We start from the raw sequence: 19,697 nt of genomic DNA, 5'->3' as shown, positions 1-19,697 counted from the left end.
GTGCGGAGCGGTATCACCTTCCTTCTGACGTGGCCGAGTATTGGCCGATTCCGGCTCTGCCCAGGGCCGTGGGCGCGGGCGCGGGTCATCTGTCAGACGGGACGGGGGCGTACCTCGTATGACCGTGACATCGGCCCCTCGGCACACCAACTCACTCGACACGCCAGCCCGCCCAGCACACCAACTCACTCGGCACGCCGATCTGCCGGTCCATCAGCACGCCGGTCCCCCGGCCCACCGGTCCGTCAGCACGCCGGTCCGTCAGCACGCCGGTCCGCCCACGTATAGCTGGGGCACACCACGGATGACAGGGCCCGTGGTGCCGGCCCGAGGCGCACCACCCATGACCGGGCCCCGCCACGTTGGGCCGAGGCGCACCACGTGGGGCCGAGCCCCGTCGCGCCAGCCCGAGATGCACCACCCCCGACCGGGCCCCGTCGCGTTAGGCCGGGCAGCGTCACATGGGCCAGGGCCCCGTCACGTGGGGCCGAGGCGCGCCCGACGAGGCCGGGCCCCACCGCGCCGGCCCGAGGCGCGGCACGGGTGGCCGAGGCTCACCACCCCTCGACAGACAGGTTTCTCACAGTCGACTCATACGCGAGAGGCGCCAGTCCGGTCCCCCCAATGACCAGGAACGCACGCACCGCCCGGCGGTCCCACCGACCACCCGGGGTGGAGCGGTTCGGCGGTTCCCCCGCCTCCCCGATCGAGGAGACACCGATGACGAACGGCCTTCGCAAGACCATGCGTGCTCTGCGGCGGGCGGTGCCTGCCGGTGCCGTCGCGACCGCCGCGGCGTTGCCCCTGCTGATACCGACGCCGGCCCAGGCGACCACCGCCGACACCCAGGTCTACGTGTGGGCGACCGGGGTGAACGTCCGGCCCTGCCCGGAGATTTCCGCCGACTGCCCGCCGTACGCGCACTCGCAGATCGGGAAGCGGTGGGTCACGGCGTTCTGCCAGCGGACCGGTACTCAGGTGGTGGACGGTCCCTACCGCAACAACTGGTGGGTCCAGGTCAACGCGGGTGGCCCCATCGGCTGGATCAACGCGGTGTACATCCGCAGCGGCAGCAACGACCAGCCGATCCCCGGGGTGTCCACGGAGGGCATCTGCCAGTGACCGGGCAGGACGGGAGCGCGGGCACTCATACGCGGGGCCCGCGCCGCCCGTCTCCCAGACGACACCGTCCCCATCCACACCGCGAACGCGGCATCCACACCTCGAACACGGCGTCCCGCACCGCACCGTGCGCACTCGGAACGCCCTCCTGAATGTCGACCACGAGAGGGGCATCACCTGTGTCCTCGAAGATCACGACTCGACTGTTCTCCCCACGGACCCTGCTCGCCGCCCTGCTCGGTCTCACCGCTCTGCTCGGTCTCATGGCCGTTCCCGCCCAGGCCGATCCGTCGGTCCGACCGGTCCACATCTGGGCCAGTCAGGTGCGGGTCCGCGAGTGTGCGAGCACCACGTGCGGTCTGGCCACCAGCGAGCGGCTGACCAACGTCACCGTGCAGGCGTTCTGCCAGCGGTGGGAGGAGAAGGTGACCGACGGCTCCTACTACAACCACTACTGGGTCGAGATCATCACGCCCGGCGGCTGGCTCGGCTGGGTGAGCGCCGTGTACGTCAGCGGCGGCTCCAACGACGGCCCGATCCCCAATGTCCCGGTGGAGACCAACAGCGGCCCCGTCTACTGCGAATACCCGTAAGCCCGACGCACCCGCTGATCACCAACGGCACACCATGAAAGGGAAGTTCATGCCCAAGCACCTCCCGTCCGGGCCACATCTGCGGCGCAGGGCGGCCGTCGTCCTCGCCTCGGCCGCCTGTCTGAGCAGCGCCCTGGTCGGCGTCGCCGGCGCTGAGGACTCCTCGCCCCAGGGGACACATGTCACCTCGGTGTCCGTGCGCGCGGCCGACGCGATCGAGCACTACGGCAACATGGCGACCGGCGGCTGTCTCGACGACAGCATCGGCGCCGGCTTCCGCGGCTTCGACTGCAACAACAGCAACTTCCAGAACTGGAGTGTGCGCGTCTGGCTGGAGGACGGCACGCGCCAGTTCCGGAACATCGCCACCAACCGGTGCATGTTCGGGGAGGTGGCCAACGGCGCGCACCCCGAAGCCCGGGCCTGCAACTCGTCCAAGGCGCAGAGCTGGTGGATTCACGCCCGGGGTGACCGGGTGAGCTTCGAGAACCAGGCCACCGGCCTGTGCCTGGACGACAGCCAGTACGGCCTGCGGATGCTGGCATGTACCTACAACCGCAACCAGACCTGGCGCTGACCGGAGCGGACGACATGGTTCTGCCTGGGTCGCGGCAGCCACGGCCCGGGTAGCCCGGCCCCGTCTTCTACCGCCGGGCCTCCGGTTCTCACGCCTTGCTCCGGCGCTCGGGAGGCGACCCGCCCCAAGCGTGACGCCCCTCGACCCGCCCTGTCGGCGCCAGGCTGCCCGGCGCCGACAGGGACTCCGCGGCGGTAGGTGCCCAGCGCCGGCAGGGGCTAGGGCGGGTTGCGAAAGGAGCGCCGTCCGCCGTCAGGGCGGGGCCCACGGCGTCTGGTGCGTGCGATCGCAAGGCGGAGGGTCGCCCCTGTACTGGACGTACCGGGGTGATCCCGACAACGCGGCGAGCGTGCGTGCCAGGCGTCGTGGGCCAGGCGGGACTTTCGCAACGCGCCCTAGGCCGCGGGGGCTGCCGGGACTGCTGAGGTGGCGCTGCCCAGGACGCCCGTCAGCAGGGACAGCACCGCCGGCACGGCCGACGTCACCGCGCCCAGCGTCTTGCCCAGGTCGAGGGAGGTCAGTCCGGCGAGCAGATCCGTGACCGACTTCTGGAGCTGGGCGGTGGCGTCACTGGTCGGGTCGGCGGCCCGGTCCTCGCCCGACTCCTCCTCGTCGCCTTCTCGCTTGTTCGACGAGGTGGGTCGGTCGCGGAGTTGGCCGTACGCCGTTTCGACGCGGTCGGTGTACTCGGCGGCCTCGGCCTTGCTGAGGGGGGCGTCGCCGCGTTCTCTGAGGTCGGTCATGACGTCGAGGAGTGAGTCGGCGGCTGTCGTGTCGGCGGTGTGTTCCAGGGCGACGAGCCGTCGGTCCAGGTCACGCGTCCACGCTGTCGTGGCCGCTTCGAGGTCGAAGGCGGTCGGCTGCGCGGCGACGGTGTCCGAGGCCCCTCGGGGACTCCCCTCCGTGGCGGCCGCGGTGCCGACCGGTCCGAGCACCAGGGCCGCGCAGAGGGCGGACGGGACGAGCAGACCACGGGTTCCGAGGAAGAACATGCAGATTCCTTTCGGGGCCACCGGGTGCGGCCTTCCGGAACTCACCGTGGGAACCCCAGGACCGCCGCGCAACCGCCCCGGCGCCCGGTTCCCGGCCCGGCGCCCCCCAACCCCCTTCACCTACCTGCGCGTTGGGCCGTCGGCCCGGCCTTCGGTGGCGTTCGTCCGTCAGGGTCAGACGGCGACCTCGTCCTCGCGGGAATCGAACCGCGTCCGGTGCAGTTCGGCGTAGCGTCCGCCGGCCGCGAGAAGTTCCTCGTGCCGGCCGCGCTCCACGATCCGGCCCGACTCGACGACAAGGATCTGATCGGCCGTTCGGATCGTGGAAAGGCGGTGGGCGATGACCACGGCGGTGCGGTCCTGGAGCGCCTCCGTCAGGGCCTCCTGGACGGCCGCCTCCGAGGTGTTGTCGAGGTGGGCGGTGGCCTCGTCGAGGATGACGACCCGTTGCCTGGCCAGCAGCAGCCGGGCGATGGTGAGCCGTTGCCGCTCGCCGCCGGAGAGGCGGTAGCCGCGTTCGCCGACGACCGTGTCCAGGCCGTCGGGCAGGGACCGTACGAGGTCGTCGAGGCGGGCCCGGCGCAGCGCGTCCCACACCTCGGGCTCGGTCGCGGCCGGCCGGGAGAGCAGGAGGTTGGCGCGGACGGTGTCGTGGAAGAGGTGGCCGTCCTGGGTGACCATGCCGACGGTGGCGCGCAGCGAGTCGGCGGTGAGGTCACGGACGTCGGTGCCGCCGACGCGGACGGTGCCCTCGTCGACGTCGTAGAGGCGGGGCAGGAGTTGGGCGATGGTGGACTTTCCGGCGCCGGAGGAGCCGACGAGGGCGATGGTGGAGCCGGGTTCGGCGCGGAAGGAGATGCCGCGCAGGACCTCGGCGCCGCCCCGGGTGTCGAGGGTGGCGACCTCCTCCAGGGAGGCGAGGGAGACCTGGTCGGCGGCCGGGTAGCCGAAGCGGACGGCGTCGAACTCGACGGCGACCGGGCCCTCGGGGACCTCGCGGGCGTCGGGTTTCTCCGTGATGAGGGGCTCCAGGTCGAGGACTTCGAAGACCCGTTCGAAGCTGACCAGGGCGCTCATGACCTCGACGCGGGCACCCGCCAGCGCGGTGAGGGGCGCGTACAGGCGGGTCAGCAGCAGGGCGAGGGAGACGACGGCGCCGGGTTCCAGGGTGCCGCGCAGCGCGAACCAGCCGCCGAGTCCGTAGACCAGGGCCAGCGCGAGGGACGACACCAGGGTCAGGGCGGTGAGGAAGGTGGTCTGGGCGGTCGCGGTGCGCACGCCTATGTCCCGCACCCGGCGGGCGCGGGCGGCGAACTCCTCGGACTCCTGGTCCGGGCGCCCGAAGAGTTTGATGAGGGTGGCGCCCGGCGCCGAGAAGCGTTCGGTCATACGGGTGCCCATGGCGGCGTTGAGGGCCGCCGCCTCGCGCTGCATCCGGGCCATCCGGCCGCCCATCCGCCGGGCGGGGACCACGAAGACCGGCAGCAGCGCGAGGGCGAGCAGGGTGATCTGCCAGGACAGGGTGAGCATCACGGCGAGGGTGAGGACGAGGGTGACGAGGTTGCTGACGACTCCGGACAGTGTGTTGCTGAAGGCGCGTTGGGCGCCGATGACGTCGTTGTTGAGTCGGCTGACCAGCGCCCCCGTACGAGTGCGTGTGAAGAACGCGACCGGTAGGCGCTGCACATGATCGAACACAGCCGTGCGCAGATCGAGGATGAGTCCTTCGCCGAGCGCGGCCGAGAGCCTGCGGCCCAGCAGCCCGAGCGCGGCCTCCGCGACGGCGATGAGCGCGATGAGCAGGGCGAGGTGGACGACGGTGGTCTCGTCGCCGCGCGTCACGATGGCGTCAACGACCCGTCCGGCCAGCACGGGGGTGGCGACGGCGAGCAGTGCCGTCACCACCCCGAGCAGCACGAAACGGATGATCCGTGCCCGGTGTGGGCGGGCGAACGCGGCGATGCGGCGCAGGGTGGCGCGGGCGAGGGGGCGGGTTTCCTGATGGGCGTTCATGACACTCTGCAACTGTGTCCACGCCGTGCTCTCCATGCTCATGGCGGCGAACCTATGACCTCAAGCAACCTTGAGGTCAACCCCCGGCGACCACCGGCCACCAGCCACCGACCCCCGCCGGCGGCCCCCGCCACCGCCCACGCCGTCCGCTCCCCCGCCCGTCCCGACGCTTCTCCCGTCCACCGACCCCTCACCCGCTTCGTGAAGGACCCGATGACCGCACGTAAGGCTCTGTCGACGCGGGTGAAACCCGGAGTTGGCATGACGCGGAGAACCTGTCCGGACATGACTGCCGTACATCTCCCCGACGTCAGCACGCGCCCGCCGCGCTCCCCCCGAGGGCGGCTGCCGCGCCGCGTCCCGGTGCGCAAGATCCTGTGTCTGGTGCCGTTGGTGCTGGTCACCGCGGTCGCGGTGCAGCACCGGGCGGTGCTCGCCGAGGGGTTCGGGCAGCTGCGGCGGGCCGAGTGGCCGTGGCTGCTCGCGGCGGTCGGCGCCACCTGTCTGACCTGGGTCGCCGCCGCCGTCACCCGGCAGGGCGCGGTGGTCGAACGGTTGCCCGGGCGTCGGCTGTTGGCCACGCAGTTCGCGGCGGGCGCGGCCAACCATCTGCTGCCGACCGGCCTCGGCGCGAGCGCGGTCAATCTGCGGTTCATGACGGTGTGCGGGGTGCCGCTGGCCCGTTCCTCTGCGGCGCTCGCCCTGTATCTGCTGGCCGAGTCCGTCGCCCGGGTCGGGCTGCTGGTAGGGCTGCTGCTCGCGTTCCCGGGCGCGCTGCGGTTCGGGGCGCTGCTGCCGGACGGCGCGACGGGGCCGTTGCTGCTGGCGGTCGCCGGGGGCGTGGTCGTGGCGGCGGTGGTGCTGCTGAGGGTGCGGCGGCTGCGGACGGCAGCTCTGTCCTTCCTGCGGACCGCGCTGGGCGAGGCGCGTGCGGTGCACACCCGGCCGGCCCGGGCGCTCGCGCTGTGGGGCGGGGCGTTCGCGTTCCCCGCGTTGCAGGCGACGGTACTGGTGCTGGTGGGGCAGGCGTTGGGCCTGTCGGTGCCGCCCGCGCATCTGGCGGTGGCGTATCTGGCGGCGACGGTCGCGGTGGCGTTGGTGCCGACGCCGGGTGGGCTCGGTTCCGTCGAGGCGGCGTTGGTGGTGGCCCTGGTCGCGGCGGGTGGTCCGGCGGCGGTGGCGACGGCGGTGGTGCTCGCCTTCCGGATCATCACGGTGTGGTTGCCGCTGCTGCCGGGCGCGTTGACGCTGGGCGCGCTGGTCCGGCTGAAGGTCATCTGAGCCGAGTCTGAGCCGAAGGTCATCCGACGGGACCTCACCCGCGGGCCCGCCCCGCAGGGTGAACTCGGTTGCGGGCAACGGGCGTTGGCGACGGAATGGAGTCGAGGTCCGGCGGGTGGCCGGGCGGCGGCGTATCGACGGATCGTTCAGTACGAACTCCCGTACGGATGCGGCAGGATGAACGGTCGCACTCCCCGAATCCGACAGGTGGCAATGTGACGACTCTTCGTATCCGGCGTTCGACGGTGTGCCCCGGAGCCGTCCGGTGACCCGGGCGCTGACCGTGGACGACCTCGTCCTCGCCGGAATCGCCGTGGCCGCCGGGCTGTTGGCGGCCTTCCTGGCGCGTATCGTGCTGCGCTGGCTCGCGAAGCACGCCGACCGGACCCGCTGGAGCGGCGACGACGTCATCGTCGGCGCGCTGCGGACGGTGGTGCCGTGGGCGGCCGTGGTGGCCGGGCTCGCGTCGGCGGCGGCGACCCTGCCGTTGACCAGGACGGTCCACACGCACACCAATCAGACGCTGACCGTGGTGCTCATCTTCGTGTGCACGCTGGTGGCGGCCCGGGTGATCGCCGGTCTGGTGCGCGCGGTCACCCAGTCCCGCTCCGGGGTCGCCGGGTCGGCCACGATCTTCGTGAACATCACCCGGGTCCTGGTGCTGGCCATCGGGTTCCTGGTGGTGCTCCAGACGCTGGGCATCTCCATCGCGCCCATGCTCACCGCCCTCGGCGTCGGCGGTCTGGCCGTCGCGCTCGCCCTCCAGGACACCCTGGCCAACCTCTTCGCCGGCATCCACATCCTGGCCTCGAAGACCGTGCAGCCCGGCGACTACATCCGCCTCAGCAGCGGCGAGGAGGGCTATGTCGAGGACATCAACTGGCGTCAGACCACCGTGCGGGCCCTCTCCAACAACCTGGTGGTGATCCCCAACGGGCAGCTCGCCAAGGCCAACATGACCAACTACATGCGCCCCGAGCAGCAGTTGACGATCCTGGTGCAGGCGGGCGTGGCCTACGACAGCGACCTGGAGCAGGTCGAGCGGGTCACCATGGAGGTCGTCGCCGAGGTGATGACGGAGATCACCGGAGCGATACCGGAACACGAACCGGCCGTGCGTTTCCACACGTTCGGGGACTCGCGGATCGGTTTCACGGTCATCCTCGGCGTCGGCGAGTTCAGCGACCAGTACCGGATCAAGCACGAGTTCATCAAGCGCCTGCACCGGCGCTACCAGCGCGAGGGCATCCGCATCCCGGCACCGGCCCGGACGGTGGCGTTGCAGCAGGGCTCGGTGGTCATCCCGCAGCAGCGCACCCCGCAGGAGGCGGGCGACGCGCACGCCGCCCGCCTCGACTGACCTACAGGGTGGCCGAGTTGTCGTGGGGCCGGCTCGCGCGGTGCTGCGGCGCGACGAGCGCGGGCGTCACGGGGGTGACCGTCCAGTCCGGGTGACCGGGCATCCGGGGGGTCCTGGTGCCGTACAGCCAGTCGCGCAGGAAGCCCGAGCGGTCCTGGCCCGAGACCTCGGTGGCGACGGCGATGTAGTCGTCCGTCGTCGCCGAGCGGTTGCGGAACCGGGTCAGGAACGCGCGCTCCACGGCGTTGAAGACGTCCTCGCCGATCTCGTTGCGCAGGGCGTACAGGACCAGCACGCCGCCGAGGTAGCGCTGGCTGTCGAAGAGGGTGGCCTCGTTCGGGGCGGCGACCGGGCCCGAGGTGGCGCGCCACTGGTCGCCTCGGGCGTAGGTGTCCTTCATCCGCGCTTCCATCGTGGTCAGGCCGAGGGAGTCGGCCCAGCCGCGCTCGTAGCGGTAGAGGAGCCCGTAGAAGTCGGCGTGGCCCTCGTTGAGCCACAGGTCGGCCCAGGTGCCGGGGCTGACGCTGTTGCCGAAGTAGGAGTGGACCACCTCGTGCATCAGGTGCGAGCCGATGCTCTTCTCCTCCTGGAGAAGGAAGGCCGGCTTGTACAGGGTGAGGGTCTGGGTCTCCAGGCCGGTGAAGTCGAACGCGTTCGCGTCGTCGGAGTTGCAGGGCAGCAGCCCGTACGTCTCGAACGGGAACGCGCCGAGCCGCGCCTCCACCCACCGGACGATGTCCGGGGTCAGCGCGAGCGCCGGTTCGAGGGCTTCGGCGCGCGCGGCCGGGACGACGTCCCGCAGCGGCAGCCCGTGCGGGCCCTGCCGTTCCTTGATCACGTAGTCGCCGACGGTGACCTGCACCAGTTCGGTCGCGAGCGGCGAACGGGAGCGGTACGCGTAGGCCGTGCGGTCGCCGGGGAGGTTCTCGGTGCCGGTGAGCCGGCCGTTGGCCACGCCCCGCAGCCCGCTGGGGACGGTGAGGCGGAAGGTGAAGTCGGCCTTGTCCGAGGGGTGGTCGTTGCAGGGGAAGACGGTGTGCGCGGAATGGGGCTGCGGGCACACCGCGAAGCCGTCCGGGGTGGGCACCCAGGCCGTGTGCGCGAGCGAACGGCGCGGGTCGGCCCCGTACTCCACGGTGACGGTGGCCCGGGCCTCGGCGGGGAGCGGGGTCGCGGGCGTGATCCGCAGTTTCTCGCCTGCCTGCTCGAAGGAGGCGTTTCGTCCGCCGACGCGGACGGTGCGTATGTCGAGGCCGAGGGCGTCGAGGGAGAACCGGGTGAGCGCTTCGGTCGTCGTCAGGTGGAGGGTGACGGTGGCGTCGACGAGCCGGGTCGACGCGTCGTAGGCGAGGTCGAGGTGGTACGCCGAGACGCGGTAGCCGTCGTTGCCGAGGTTCGGGAAGACGGGGTCGCCGAGGGTCTCGGGGCCGGGGACGCCCGCGGGGCGCGGGGCCGCCGAGGCGGTGGGGGCGCCGAGGGTCAGGGCCGCCGCGGTGCCGAACAGGACGGCCGCCGGGCCGGTCACTCTGGTGCGATTTCTCATCGTTCGCTTTCGCTCGGGCGGCCGGGTGGTCACTCCGGCCGTCGGATCGACTCACGGGGTCGTCCGGGAGTCCGTCGGGTGATCACACGCGAAGACCACACCGGGCACGGTGCGGTTGCGTCCGCCACCGGACCGATACCGACGGGGCGGGGAGCCGGACCGCTGTCGAACGCGGGTCGCCCAGGAGATATCTTGATGTCGAGCAATGTTGCAGACGTGGAGCGGAGCACCCGGTGACTGACTCGACCATCATCTATACGCACACTGACGAGGCCCCGGCCCTGGCGACGTATTCCTTCCTGCCGGTGGTCCAGGCGTACGCCTCGCAGGCGGGTGTCACCGTGGAGACGCGGGACATCTCGCTGGCCGGGCGCATCATCGCCGTCTTCCCGGAGTACCTCGCCGAGGAGCAGCGCATCCCGGACGCCCTGCACGAGCTGGGTGAGCTGGCCAAGACGCCCGAGGCCAACATCATCAAGCTGCCGAACATCTCGGCGTCCATCCCGCAGCTCAAGGCCGCGGTCGCCGAGTTGCAGGCGCAGGGTTACGCGCTGCCGAACTACCCGGACGACCCGAAGACCGACGAGGAGCGGGAGATCCAGGCCCGCTACGACAAGATCAAGGGTTCCGCGGTCAACCCGGTCCTGCGCGAGGGCAACTCCGACCGGCGGGCCCCCGCCTCGGTCAAGAACTACGCGAAGACCCACCCGCACCGCATGGGTGCCTGGACCCCCGAGTCCAAGACCGCCGTCGCGACCATGGGCGACAACGACTTCCGCTCCACCGAGAAGTCCGCGGTGATCTCCGAGGCGGGCGCGCTGCGCATCGAGCTGGTCGGCGACGACGGCTCCACCACCGTGCTGCGCGAGTCGGTACCGGTCCTCGCCGGTGAGGTCGTCGACGCCTCGGTGATGCGGGTGGCCGCGCTGCGCGAGTTCCTCACGGAGCAGGTCGCCCAGGCCAAGGCGGAGGGCGTGCTGTTCTCCGTGCACCTCAAGGCGACGATGATGAAGGTCTCGGACCCGATCATCTTCGGTCACGTGGTGCGCGCGTTCTTCCCGAACACGTTCGCGCAGTACGGCGACAAGCTGGCCGCCGCCGGTCTGACCCCGAACGACGGTCTGGGCGGCATCTACAAGGGCCTGGAGTCGCTGCCGGAGGGCGCCGAGATCAAGGCCTCCTTCGACGCCGAGCTGGCCGAGGGTCCCGCCCTCGCGATGGTCGACTCCGACAAGGGCATCAGCAACCTGCACGTGCCGTCCGACGTGATCGTCGACGCCTCGATGCCGGCCATGATCCGCACCTCCGGCCACATGTGGGGCCCGGACGGCGCCGAGGCCGACACCCTCGCGGTGCTGCCGGACTCCTCCTACTCCGGCGTCTACCAGGCCGTCGTCGACGACTGCCGCGCCCACGGCGCCTACGACCCGTCGACCATGGGCTCGGTGCCGAACGTCGGTCTGATGGCGCAGAAGGCCGAGGAGTACGGCTCGCACGACAAGACGTTCGAGATCCCGACGACCGGCACGGTCCGCCTCGTCGACCAGGCCGGGAACGTCGTCCTGGAGCAGGCCGTCTCCGCCGGTGACATCTTCCGCGCCTGCCAGACCAAGGACGCCCCGATCAAGGACTGGGTGAAGCTGGCCGTCACCCGGGCCCGTGCCAGCGGCGACCCGGCCGTGTTCTGGCTGGACGAGACCCGCGCGCACGACGCCAACCTGATCGCCAAGGTCGGCACGTACCTGGCGGAGCACGACACCGAGGGTCTGGACATCCGTGTCCTCGCCCCGGTCGAGGCGACCAAGTTGTCCGTGGAGCGCATCCGGCGCGGCGAGAACACCATCTCGGTGACCGGCAACGTGCTGCGTGACTACCTGACCGACCTGTTCCCGATCCTGGAGCTGGGCACCAGCGCCAAGATGCTGTCGGTGGTCCCGCTGATGGCGGGCGGCGGCCTCTTCGAGACGGGCGCCGGCGGTTCCGCGCCGAAGCACGTGCAGCAGCTGGTCAGGGAGAACTACCTGCGCTGGGACTCGCTGGGCGAGTTCTTCGCGCTGGTGCCGTCCTTCGAGCAGTACGCCGAGACCACCGGCAACGCCAGCGCCAAGGTGCTGGCCGACACCCTCGACCGCGCCACGGCGACCTTCCTCAACGAGGACAAGTCCCCGGCCCGTCGCGTCGGCGGCATCGACAACCGCGGCAGCCACTTCTTCCTGTCCCTGTACTGGGCGCAGGAGCTGGCCAAGCAGACCGAGGACGTCGAGCTGGCGAAGGCCTTCGCACCGCTCGCCGAGACGCTGGCCGCCAACGAGCAGCGGATCGTCGACGAGCTGGGCGCGGTGCAGGGCGAGGCTGCCGAGATCGGCGGCTACTACCAGCCCGACCCGGCGAAGGCGGCGGCGATCATGCGTCCGTCGGCGACCTGGAACGCGGCCCTGGCCGACCTGGGCTGACGCTCACGTCACCGGCCCGGGCCGACGGCGGACCTGAACGCGTCCGCCGGTAGCGCCCCCTCCGCCCCGGAGAGCCACCCGGCCTCCGGGGCGGAGCCACGTCACGCGCCGCCCGGTCGGTGATCGACATGGCCCCTCCCCCCGTCGTGACCGGCGTTCACGGGCGGCTCCCGTGGACGCCCGTCGATGTGTCACCTTGATCATGCACTACGCCACTGACAACGCCCCCGGAGCCGCCATGCCGCCCCTCGCCGCACCGCCCTTCGCGCTCCTGCCCGGCGCGGCCGGCTCCCCCGTCGTCCTGCACGTGCCGCACGCGGCGCGGGCGATCCCGGCCGACGTGCGCGCCGGCATCCTGCTCGACGACCCGGCGCTGGAACGGGAGTTGGACCACCTCACCGACGCGCACACGGCAGAGCTGGCCGAGGCGGCGGCCGGGCGGGCGGCCGCCGCGCCGTGGCGGTTCGTGAACGGGCTGTCGCGACTGGTCGTCGACCCGGAACGGTTCCCCGACGCGCGCGAGGAGATGCTCGCCGTCGGCATGGGCGCCGTGTACACGCGGACCACGCACCGGCAGCCGTTGCGGCCCTCGGACACCGACCCCGAACCGCTGCTGGCGCGCTGGTTCCGGCCGTACGCGCGGGCGATGACGCGGGCCGTCGCCGACCGGCTCGCCGTCGCCGGGCGGGCCGTGATCATCGACGTGCACTCCTACCCGACCGCGCCCCTGCCCTACGAACTGCACGGCGAGGGCCCCCGGCCGCCGGTCTGCCTGGGCACCGACGCCTTCCACACGCCGCCGGATCTGCTCGCGGCGGCGCGGGAGGCGTTCGCCGGGGTCGGGGAGACGGGCGTGGACAGCCCGTTCGCCGGGACCTATGTGCCGTTGGAGTTCTACCGCGGGGAGCCGAGGGTGAGCGCGCTGATGGTGGAGATCCGGCGGGACACCTACATGACCGAGCCGGGCGGGCCCGCCGGTGCCGGTCTCGACCGGCTGGCGGCGGCGCTGGCCGCGCTGGTCGACGCGGTGAGCGGCTGACCACCGGCTGGAGCACTCCGGCGCGACAGTGGGCCGGGGCGCGAGGAGGGTGGAGGCATGACCGAGGACCCCGCCCTCCTGACCGCGCCGCCCGCACGGACCCCGCCGCCCGTCCGGGACTGGCCCGCCCTCGACCTGTCCGGCCCCGACTTCGATCCGGTGCTCAGGGAGCTGATGCGGGAGGGCCCCCTGACCCGCATCCGGCTGCCGCACGGCGAGGGGTGGGCCTGGCTCGCCACCCGCTACGACGACGTCCGGGCCATCACCACCGACCCGCGCTTCAGCCGCGCCGAGGTGAAGAACCGTCCCGTCACCCGGATGGCACCGCACTTCAAGCCCCGGCCCGGCTCGCTCGCGTTCGCCGACCAGCCCGACCACAACCGGCTGCGCAAGGCGGTCGCGGGGGCGTTCACGGTGAGCGCGATGAAACGGCTGCGGCCCCGGGCGCAGGAACTGCTCGACGCCCTGGTGGACGGGGTGGTGCGGGACGGGCCGCCGGCCGATCTGATCGAGCGGGTCCTCGAACCGTTCCCGATCACCGTGGTCAGCGAGGTGATGGGGGTGCCGGCCGAGGACCGGGACCGGGTGCACTCCTGGACCCGGCAGATCATCTCCACCTCGGGCGGCGCCGAGGCCGCCGACCGGGCCAAGAACGGCATGTACGGGTGGATCACCGAGACGATCCGGGCCCGCGCGGGCAGCGCCGACGAGGACGTGTACGCGCTGCTCGGCGCGGCCGTGGGGCGCGGGGAGATCAGCGAGGAGGAGGCGGTCGGGCTCGCCGGGCCGCTACAGATCGGCGGCGAGGCCGTCACCCACAACTGCGGCCAGATGCTGTTCCTGATGCTGACCGACCCCGAACTCCTCGCCAGGACACGCGCGTCGGCGCCCGGTGCGCGCGGCCACGTCCTCGACGAGCTGCTGCGGTACATCCCGCACCGCTCCTCGGTGGGCCTGGCCCGGATCGCCCTGGAGGACATCGAGCTGCACGGCCACCGCATCGCCGCGGGCGAGCCCGTGTACGTGTCCTACCTGGCCGCCAACCGCGACCCGGACGTCTTCCCCGACCCGGACCGCATCGACGTCGACCGTGACCCCAACCCGCACCTGGCGCTCGGGAACGGCTCGCACCACTGCACCGGTGCCGTACTGGCCCGGATGCAGACCGAGTTGCTCGTCGACACGCTGCTGGAGCGGCTGCCGGGGATGCGGCTCGCGGTCCCCGCCGACCAGGTGCACTGGCGGCGCCGGACCATGATCCGGGGGCCGCGCGACCTGCCGGTCACCTGGTGAGCGGGGCGGCGCGGGTCAGGCCGTCAGCCAGTCCGTGACGACGACGCCCTCGCCGGTCCGCAGTTTCAGCGCGAACGGACCGGACGGGGGCTCCTCGGAGGTGAACCGGCCCAGCGAGTCGGTGGTCAGCGGGGAGCCCGCGCGCGGACCGCTCAGCACCTCGATGCGGGCCGTCTGCGGCGGCAGCACCTGCCCCATCAGGCCGTCCGCGGTCAGCTCGATGTCGACGGTGACCGCGCCGGCCTGGAACGTCAGCATGCGCGGTACGTCGAGGGCGCCCCTGACCGGGATCGCGTCGACGACCGAGTCGAAGGTCAGCTCCGCGATCCGCGCGTCCAGGTCGTGTAACGCGAAGGCCTCCAGGGCCAGTTGTTCCAGGGCGGTCGGCACGGGGTCCAGGACCGATGCCGCGCCGCGCAGCTCCTCCTCCAGGACGCCGAGCCCGAACTCGGCCGCATCGAGGGGGTCTTCGTCCCCGAGGTCGTTCATGTCGCTGGGTCCCGTCATGTCGCTCACATCGCTCCCCGTGCTTCGAGTCGCGCCCGTAGGCGTCGCAGACACCGCTGGCGCAGCGGTCCGATGCTGCCCACGGCGATCCCGAGGGCCGCGGACACCTCCTGGTAGCTGGGCGGCGGCGAGGCCATCAGGACACGCAGCAACTGCCTGCACCGCTCGCCCAGTTCCTCGAACTCCTGCCACAGGTGGCGGATGCGCTCGGACTGGGCGGCGGCTTCCTCCGAGTCGAGCAGCGACTGCTCGGGCGTACGGTCGTCGCTGACCCGGTCGAGCAGTTGGGGATCGTCCGTCGGGGTGAGCCGGCGCAGGCTTTTGATCACCTTCAGGCTCTCGTGGCGCGCGGTGGTCGCCAGCCAGGAGCCGGCCTTCTCCGGTTCCCGCAGCCGCCCCAGGTGCTGGGCGAACCGGAACCACACGGTCTGGTAGACCTCGTGGGCGTCCGCGTCGGAGAGCCGGTGGGCTCGCGCCACCGACCACACCAGCGGGCTCAGCCCCTCCACCAGTGCCTTCCAGGCCGCCGCGTCGCCGTCGCCGGCCGACTGGACAAGCGCGCCGACATCCGAACGGTCCACGGTCCCACCCCTCACGTACGGCATGTCATCGTACGCCGTGAGGAGGGCCGCTTCGGCACGTGTGCCGGACGGGGCGGGGGTCATGGGACGGCCACCGGTTCGGGCCGCCAGGTGGCCGGTTTGAGCGCCGGTACGTGCGCCCCGCGCACCTCCGCGAACTCCGTGGTGTCGGCGAGCAGTCGCCGGGCCGCCGCGCGCGGGTCCAGCTCGCCGTGGGCCGTCATCGCGGCGGCGACGAGACCGGCGGCGACCGGGGTGGCGAACGAGGTGCCGCTCCACTGTGCGAGCCCCTCGAACATGACCTGGTCCGGTTTGGCGGCGGCGCCCTCGTCGCTCAGCACGCCCGCGTGGCGCGGGAACTGACAGGTGCACCGGTAGCGGAACCCGTAGCGGCAGGCGTCGTAGGTGCTGTGCCGGTAGATGTAGGGCACGGGGGTGCCGAAGCCGGTGAGGGAGCTGGTGAGGCGTTCGCCGGGGGCGTAGGCCCGCACCCAGGTGCCGTGGTTGCTGAAGCAGGCGGCGAACTCGCCGTCGCCGCGCAGGGCGCCGACCGACAGGACGACGTCCTCGTAGTCGGGCAGGGAGGCGTAGGCGGCCGGCCAGAACGGGGTGGCGCTGGAGTTGTTCCCGGCGGCGGCGACCAGCAGGGTGCGTTCGGCGCGCAGGGCCCGCATGAAGGCGTCCACGCCGAGGAGTCCGTCGACGCGGCCGTTGGGCGTGCCGGCGGAGAGGCTGAGGATGTCGGGCCAGCCGCTCTCCTCGACGGCGTCGAAGAGCAGCTCGCCGAACTCGGACTCCAGGACGGCGCCGCAGTCGTTGAGGGTGTTGCGCACGGTGATGTCGGTGTTGGGCGCGACGGCGGCGAGGAGCCCGGCGATGAACGTGCCGTGGCCGACGTACTGGCACAGGATGCCGGTGTCGTCGGTCTCCTGGACCTGGCTGTCGCCCTGGGTGTGGGCGAGCAGCGGGTAGGCGGCGTGGTCGTGGGTGAGGCCGTTGTCGATGACCAGGACCCGGACGGCGGTGGCCGGGTCGTGGGCGGCGCCGGTGGCGGCCGGGTTGGGTGGCTGGCTGGGCGGGGTGGGGACGGGTTCGTCGCCGGGGCAGGAGTTGACCGCGATGCCGATGACGTGGTTGCGGCTGACCAGGCGGCGGCCCTGGCGGCTCTCGTGCTCCCGCAGGGCGTGCAGCGCGCCGGCCACCGTGTGGTCGCCGCCGCCGTCGCCCTGGCCGGGGTCGCCGACCTGGATGCGGGTGATGCCGGAGCGGTTGGTCTCCGGGCCTGCCCGGCGTACGTGGTCGGCGGTGAGTCCGGCGGCGGCCGTGAAATGCGTGCGGACCGTGTCCTCGACGAGCCGGGCCTCCTCGCCGTCCCGCGCGAGGACGACGCCCTTCTCGTAGATGAACTCGGCGGCGTCGTCAGGGCCCATCGCCAGGGGCACGTCGGTCAGTGATCGCTGGATCTGGTCGAACTGCTCGCGGAAACGCTGTGGTGCCATGTCGTGTCCTCCCCCGTGAGACTGCGTTCGTCGGTCAGATCCCCCATGTCGCGGTTTGATACAGCGCCCACGGGTGTGGTGCACAAGCGGGACCACTACCATCCGTGGGGTGACTGGGGGAAGCGAATCGGTACTGGAACTGCTGCCCATGGTGTTCGCCGCCCCGAACGACGCGCTGGCCAGGGCGGAAGGGGTGCTCGGCGCGGACCCGTCGCCGCTGCATGCCTCCGTCGCGCACCAGGTCATCGGGATCTGGCAGCGGGACTGGGGCGACATCCGGATCGCCCTGCGCCATCTGCGGCGGGCCCGGGATCTCGCCGCGCGCGCGGAGTCGGCGGACCGGGAGGCGGACGTGCTCGCCGCGCTCGGGGTCGCGTTGGTGCATTCGGGGCGCACTCAGCAGGGGCTCGCCGCGCTGGAGCGCGGGGTGGAGCGCGGCAGCGGGCACACCCGCGCGCGCGTGCTCTACCGGCGGGCCTACGCGCACTGGGTGCTCGGGCGGCACCGTGAGGCGCTGGAGGACGTGCGCCGGGCGATCCCGGTGCTGCGGCAGGTGGACGACGTCATCTGGGTGGCGCGGGCGCTGACCCTGCGGGCGACGGTGCATCTGGCGGTGGGCGCGGTGGAGCGGGCGGACGCCGACTTCACGGCGGCCGAGGCGCTGTGGGGCACCACGGGGCAGGAGCACGACAAGGCGGACGCGGTGGAGAGCCGGGGTCTGGCCGCGTTCCGGTCGGGTGACATCCCGGTGGCGCTGCGGCTGTTCGACGAGGCCGAGGAGCGGTACGCGAAGCTCGGCACGCCGTCGTTCATGCTCTACATCCGGCGCTGCGAGGTCCTGATGGCGGCCGGGCTCGCGGGCGAGGCGGTCGCCGAGGCGGACGCGGCGACCGGCGTCCTGGACGGCATCGGCGGGCAGTCGACCCGCAAGGCGGAGCTGCTTCTGGTGGCGGCCCGCGCGGCGCGTCTCGCGGGTGATCCGCACACGGCGATCGCGCGCGCGGCGCTCGCGGTGCGGCTGTTCGCGGGGCAACGGCGGCCGTGGTGGGAGGCGCACGCCAAGCTGGTGCTGATCCAGGCGCGGGTGGCCGCCGGGCGGCGTTCGGGGCGGCTGGTCGCCGACGCGGCCGCCGTGGCGGAGCGGCTGGCCTCCTTCGGGGCGCCGGCCGCGCCGGAGGCGTCGTTGCTCGCGGGCCGGATCGCGCTCGGCCTGGGCTGGCGGGACGACGCGGAACGGCATCTGGCGGTCGCGGCGCGCAGTCGGCACAGCGGGCCGCCGCTCGCGCGGATGACGGGCTGGGCGGCGCAGGCGCTGCGGGCCCGGGCCGCCGGGTCGGGCCGGGGTGTCCTGGAGGCGTGCCGGCGCGGTCTCGACGTCCTCGACGACCACCGGATGACGCTGGGTGCCTCGGAGTTGCGGGCCCGGGCCACCGAGCAGGGCGCGGAGCTGGCGGCGCTGGCCCAGCAGGCCAGCCTGGAGTCGGGTGGGCCGCGCCGGCTGCTGGTGTGGAGCGAGCGGTGGCGGGCGACGGTGCTGTCGGCGCCGCCGACCAGGCCGCCGGCCGATCCGGCGCTGCTCGGTGATCTGACCGCGTTCCGGGAGATCGCCGCCCGCGCGGAGGAGGCCCGCAGCGACGGGCGCCCGGTCCCGGCCCTGGAGCGGGAACAACGGCGCCTGGAACGGGAGATCCGCTCCCGCACCCTGCACATCCGCGGGGAGACACCGGGCGACGGCGACCGGTTCGACGCCGGCCGGCTGCTCGGGCGCCTCGACGGGGCGCGGCTGGTGGAGCTGGCGGTGGTCGACGGGCGCGTGCAGGTGCTGCTGTGCGGGGACGGGCGGGTGCGGCGGTTCGAGGCGGGGCTGCTGGCCGACGCCGAGAGCGAGGCGGAGCACGTGCAGGCCGGGTTGCGGCGCCTCGCGCATCCGGGGGCGGACGCGCGGTTGCCGTTGGTCGAGGCGATGGGGCGGCGCCTTGAGGAGTTGCTGCTCGGTCCGGCGGCGGCGCATCTTGGCTCGGGCCCGGTGGTGGTCGTTCCGCCGGGGCGGTTGCACCGGGTGCCGTGGGCGCTGCTGCCGTCGCTGCGGGAGCGGGTGCTGAGCGTGTCGCCGTCGGCGAGCAGCTGGCTGCGGGCCCGGGAGACCGAGTCGCCGCCCGACGACCGGCAGGTCCTGGTGCGCGGCCCCGGTCTCGCGTCCGGCGGCGCTGAGGTGCCGGAGCTGGCCGACCGGTACGGCAGGCCGACGTTGCTTGAGCACGAGGACGCGCGCGTGCCTCGGGTGCTGGAGGAGCTGGACGGGGCGGCGCTCGCGCACATCGCGGCGCACGGCACGTTCCGCGCGGACAGCCCGTTGTTCTCGTCGTTGCGGATGGCCGACGGCCCGTTGATCGTCCATGACTTCGAACGGCTGGACCGCAGCCCGTACCGGATCATCCTGTCGAGCTGTGACACCGCGCGGCTCGCGTCGGTCGGCGCGGACGAACTCCTCGGCCTGGTCACGGCGTTGCTGCCGCTCGGCACGGCGGGGGTGGTGGCGAGCAGCGCTCCGGTCAACGACGCGGCGGTGGTGCCGCTGATGCTGGCGCTGCACAAGGGCGTCAGCACGGGCCTCTCCCTCGCCGAGGCCCTGCGCGACGCCCGGGCCTCCCTGCCGGGCGACGCCACCCACCAGGCGACGGGCTGGGCGTTCACGGCGTTCGGGGCGGCGTGACCCCGGCCGGGTGACGGGGTGTCGGCGGTGTCGGGGCTGTGCGCGGCCGGGGTTGTCCTGTGCGGCGGCCGTTCAGGGCGGTCCGACCCCTCCCCCGATGTCTGTCCGGGGTCAGACCGCCGGTTCGGGGG

15 protein-coding genes are annotated in these 19,697 nt (G+C 72.7%); 9 read left to right on the top strand and 6 right to left on the bottom strand.

Going from position 1 to position 19,697, the window contains the following annotated elements; all coding sequences use genetic code 11:
- Nucleotides 1-720: 720 nt before the first annotated feature.
- The 3 genes from ACIQOU_RS27960 to ACIQOU_RS27950 all read left to right on the top strand — a co-directional run bounded on the left by ACIQOU_RS27960 (nucleotide 721) and on the right by ACIQOU_RS27950 (nucleotide 2,292).
- Entirely contained in the window at nucleotides 721-1,122 is a 402-nt protein-coding gene (locus tag ACIQOU_RS27960) for a hypothetical protein (protein ID WP_401540483.1), read from the top strand.
- A 179-nt stretch (nucleotides 1,123-1,301) separates the two neighbouring features.
- Complete coding sequence (locus ACIQOU_RS27955; protein WP_401540480.1) at nucleotides 1,302-1,715, top strand: hypothetical protein; 414 nt, start codon at nucleotides 1,302-1,304, stop codon at nucleotides 1,713-1,715.
- Nucleotides 1,716-1,764: 49 nt separating this feature from the next.
- A complete protein-coding gene (locus ACIQOU_RS27950) occupies nucleotides 1,765-2,292 on the top strand; it encodes an RICIN domain-containing protein (RefSeq protein ID WP_401540477.1) in 528 nt (175 codons plus the stop codon).
- A 395-nt stretch (nucleotides 2,293-2,687) separates the two neighbouring features.
- Here ACIQOU_RS27950 and ACIQOU_RS27945 read toward each other — a convergent pair whose 3' ends face one another.
- Complete coding sequence (locus tag ACIQOU_RS27945) at nucleotides 2,688-3,284, bottom strand: hypothetical protein (RefSeq protein WP_401540474.1); 597 nt, start codon at nucleotides 3,282-3,284, stop codon at nucleotides 2,688-2,690.
- Between the two features lie 174 nt (nucleotides 3,285-3,458).
- On the bottom strand, nucleotides 3,459-5,333 hold the full coding sequence (locus ACIQOU_RS27940; protein ID WP_401540562.1) for an ABC transporter ATP-binding protein: 1,875 nt from the start codon (nucleotides 5,331-5,333) through the stop codon (nucleotides 3,459-3,461).
- Nucleotides 5,334-5,582: 249 nt separating this feature from the next.
- Between ACIQOU_RS27940 and ACIQOU_RS27935 the strand changes: the two genes are divergently transcribed.
- Nucleotides 5,583-6,578: a YbhN family protein gene (locus ACIQOU_RS27935; protein ID WP_401540471.1), complete on the top strand. Its 996-nt coding sequence runs from the start codon at nucleotides 5,583-5,585 to the stop codon at nucleotides 6,576-6,578.
- A gap of 265 nt (nucleotides 6,579-6,843) precedes the next feature.
- Nucleotides 6,844-7,938 (top strand): mechanosensitive ion channel family protein, encoded by a 1,095-nt coding sequence (locus ACIQOU_RS27930; RefSeq protein WP_401540468.1) that lies wholly within the window; start codon nucleotides 6,844-6,846, stop codon nucleotides 7,936-7,938.
- A 1-nt stretch (nucleotide 7,939) separates the two neighbouring features.
- On the opposite strand, the gene ACIQOU_RS27925 is transcribed toward ACIQOU_RS27930, so the two are convergent.
- The gene (locus ACIQOU_RS27925; RefSeq protein WP_401540465.1) at nucleotides 7,940-9,481 is read right to left on the bottom strand and encodes a M1 family metallopeptidase; all 1,542 of its coding nucleotides are present in this window, start codon (nucleotides 9,479-9,481) and stop codon (nucleotides 7,940-7,942) included.
- Between the two features lie 233 nt (nucleotides 9,482-9,714).
- Here ACIQOU_RS27925 and ACIQOU_RS27920 point away from each other — a divergent pair, with 233 nt between their 5' ends.
- The 3 genes from ACIQOU_RS27920 to ACIQOU_RS27910 all read left to right on the top strand — a co-directional run bounded on the left by ACIQOU_RS27920 (nucleotide 9,715) and on the right by ACIQOU_RS27910 (nucleotide 14,266).
- Nucleotides 9,715-11,934 carry an NADP-dependent isocitrate dehydrogenase gene (locus ACIQOU_RS27920; protein ID WP_401540463.1) on the top strand — a complete coding sequence of 740 codons (2,220 nt, stop codon included), beginning with the start codon at nucleotides 9,715-9,717 and terminating at the stop codon, nucleotides 11,932-11,934.
- Between the two features lie 202 nt (nucleotides 11,935-12,136).
- Nucleotides 12,137-12,973, top strand: a complete 837-nt coding sequence (locus tag ACIQOU_RS27915) for an N-formylglutamate amidohydrolase (RefSeq protein WP_401540460.1) — start codon at nucleotides 12,137-12,139, stop codon at nucleotides 12,971-12,973.
- Between the two features lie 57 nt (nucleotides 12,974-13,030).
- Nucleotides 13,031-14,266 carry a cytochrome P450 gene (locus ACIQOU_RS27910; protein ID WP_401540457.1) on the top strand — a complete coding sequence of 412 codons (1,236 nt, stop codon included), beginning with the start codon at nucleotides 13,031-13,033 and terminating at the stop codon, nucleotides 14,264-14,266.
- 15 nt (nucleotides 14,267-14,281) lie between these two features.
- Here ACIQOU_RS27910 and ACIQOU_RS27905 read toward each other — a convergent pair whose 3' ends face one another.
- The 3 genes from ACIQOU_RS27905 to ACIQOU_RS27895 all read right to left on the bottom strand — a co-directional run bounded on the left by ACIQOU_RS27905 (nucleotide 14,282) and on the right by ACIQOU_RS27895 (nucleotide 16,853).
- Entirely contained in the window at nucleotides 14,282-14,755 is a 474-nt protein-coding gene (locus ACIQOU_RS27905) for a hypothetical protein (protein WP_401540559.1), read from the bottom strand.
- A gap of 23 nt (nucleotides 14,756-14,778) precedes the next feature.
- Entirely contained in the window at nucleotides 14,779-15,354 is a 576-nt protein-coding gene (locus tag ACIQOU_RS27900; RefSeq protein ID WP_401540454.1) for an RNA polymerase sigma factor, read from the bottom strand.
- Nucleotides 15,355-15,434: 80 nt separating this feature from the next.
- Complete coding sequence (locus ACIQOU_RS27895) at nucleotides 15,435-16,853, bottom strand: S8/S53 family peptidase (protein ID WP_401540452.1); 1,419 nt, start codon at nucleotides 16,851-16,853, stop codon at nucleotides 15,435-15,437.
- Between the two features lie 148 nt (nucleotides 16,854-17,001).
- Between ACIQOU_RS27895 and ACIQOU_RS27890 the strand changes: the two genes are divergently transcribed.
- Nucleotides 17,002-19,566: a CHAT domain-containing protein gene (locus ACIQOU_RS27890; protein ID WP_401540556.1), complete on the top strand. Its 2,565-nt coding sequence runs from the start codon at nucleotides 17,002-17,004 to the stop codon at nucleotides 19,564-19,566.
- Nucleotides 19,567-19,697: the final 131 nt, after the last annotated feature.

Source organism: Streptomyces sp. NPDC091279, assembly GCF_044757465.1.
Taxonomy (GTDB): Bacteria; Actinomycetota; Actinomycetes; order Streptomycetales; family Streptomycetaceae; genus Streptomyces.
The sequence above is the reverse complement of the archived record's forward strand: the minus strand, read 5'-3'. Positions and strand labels throughout refer to the sequence as shown.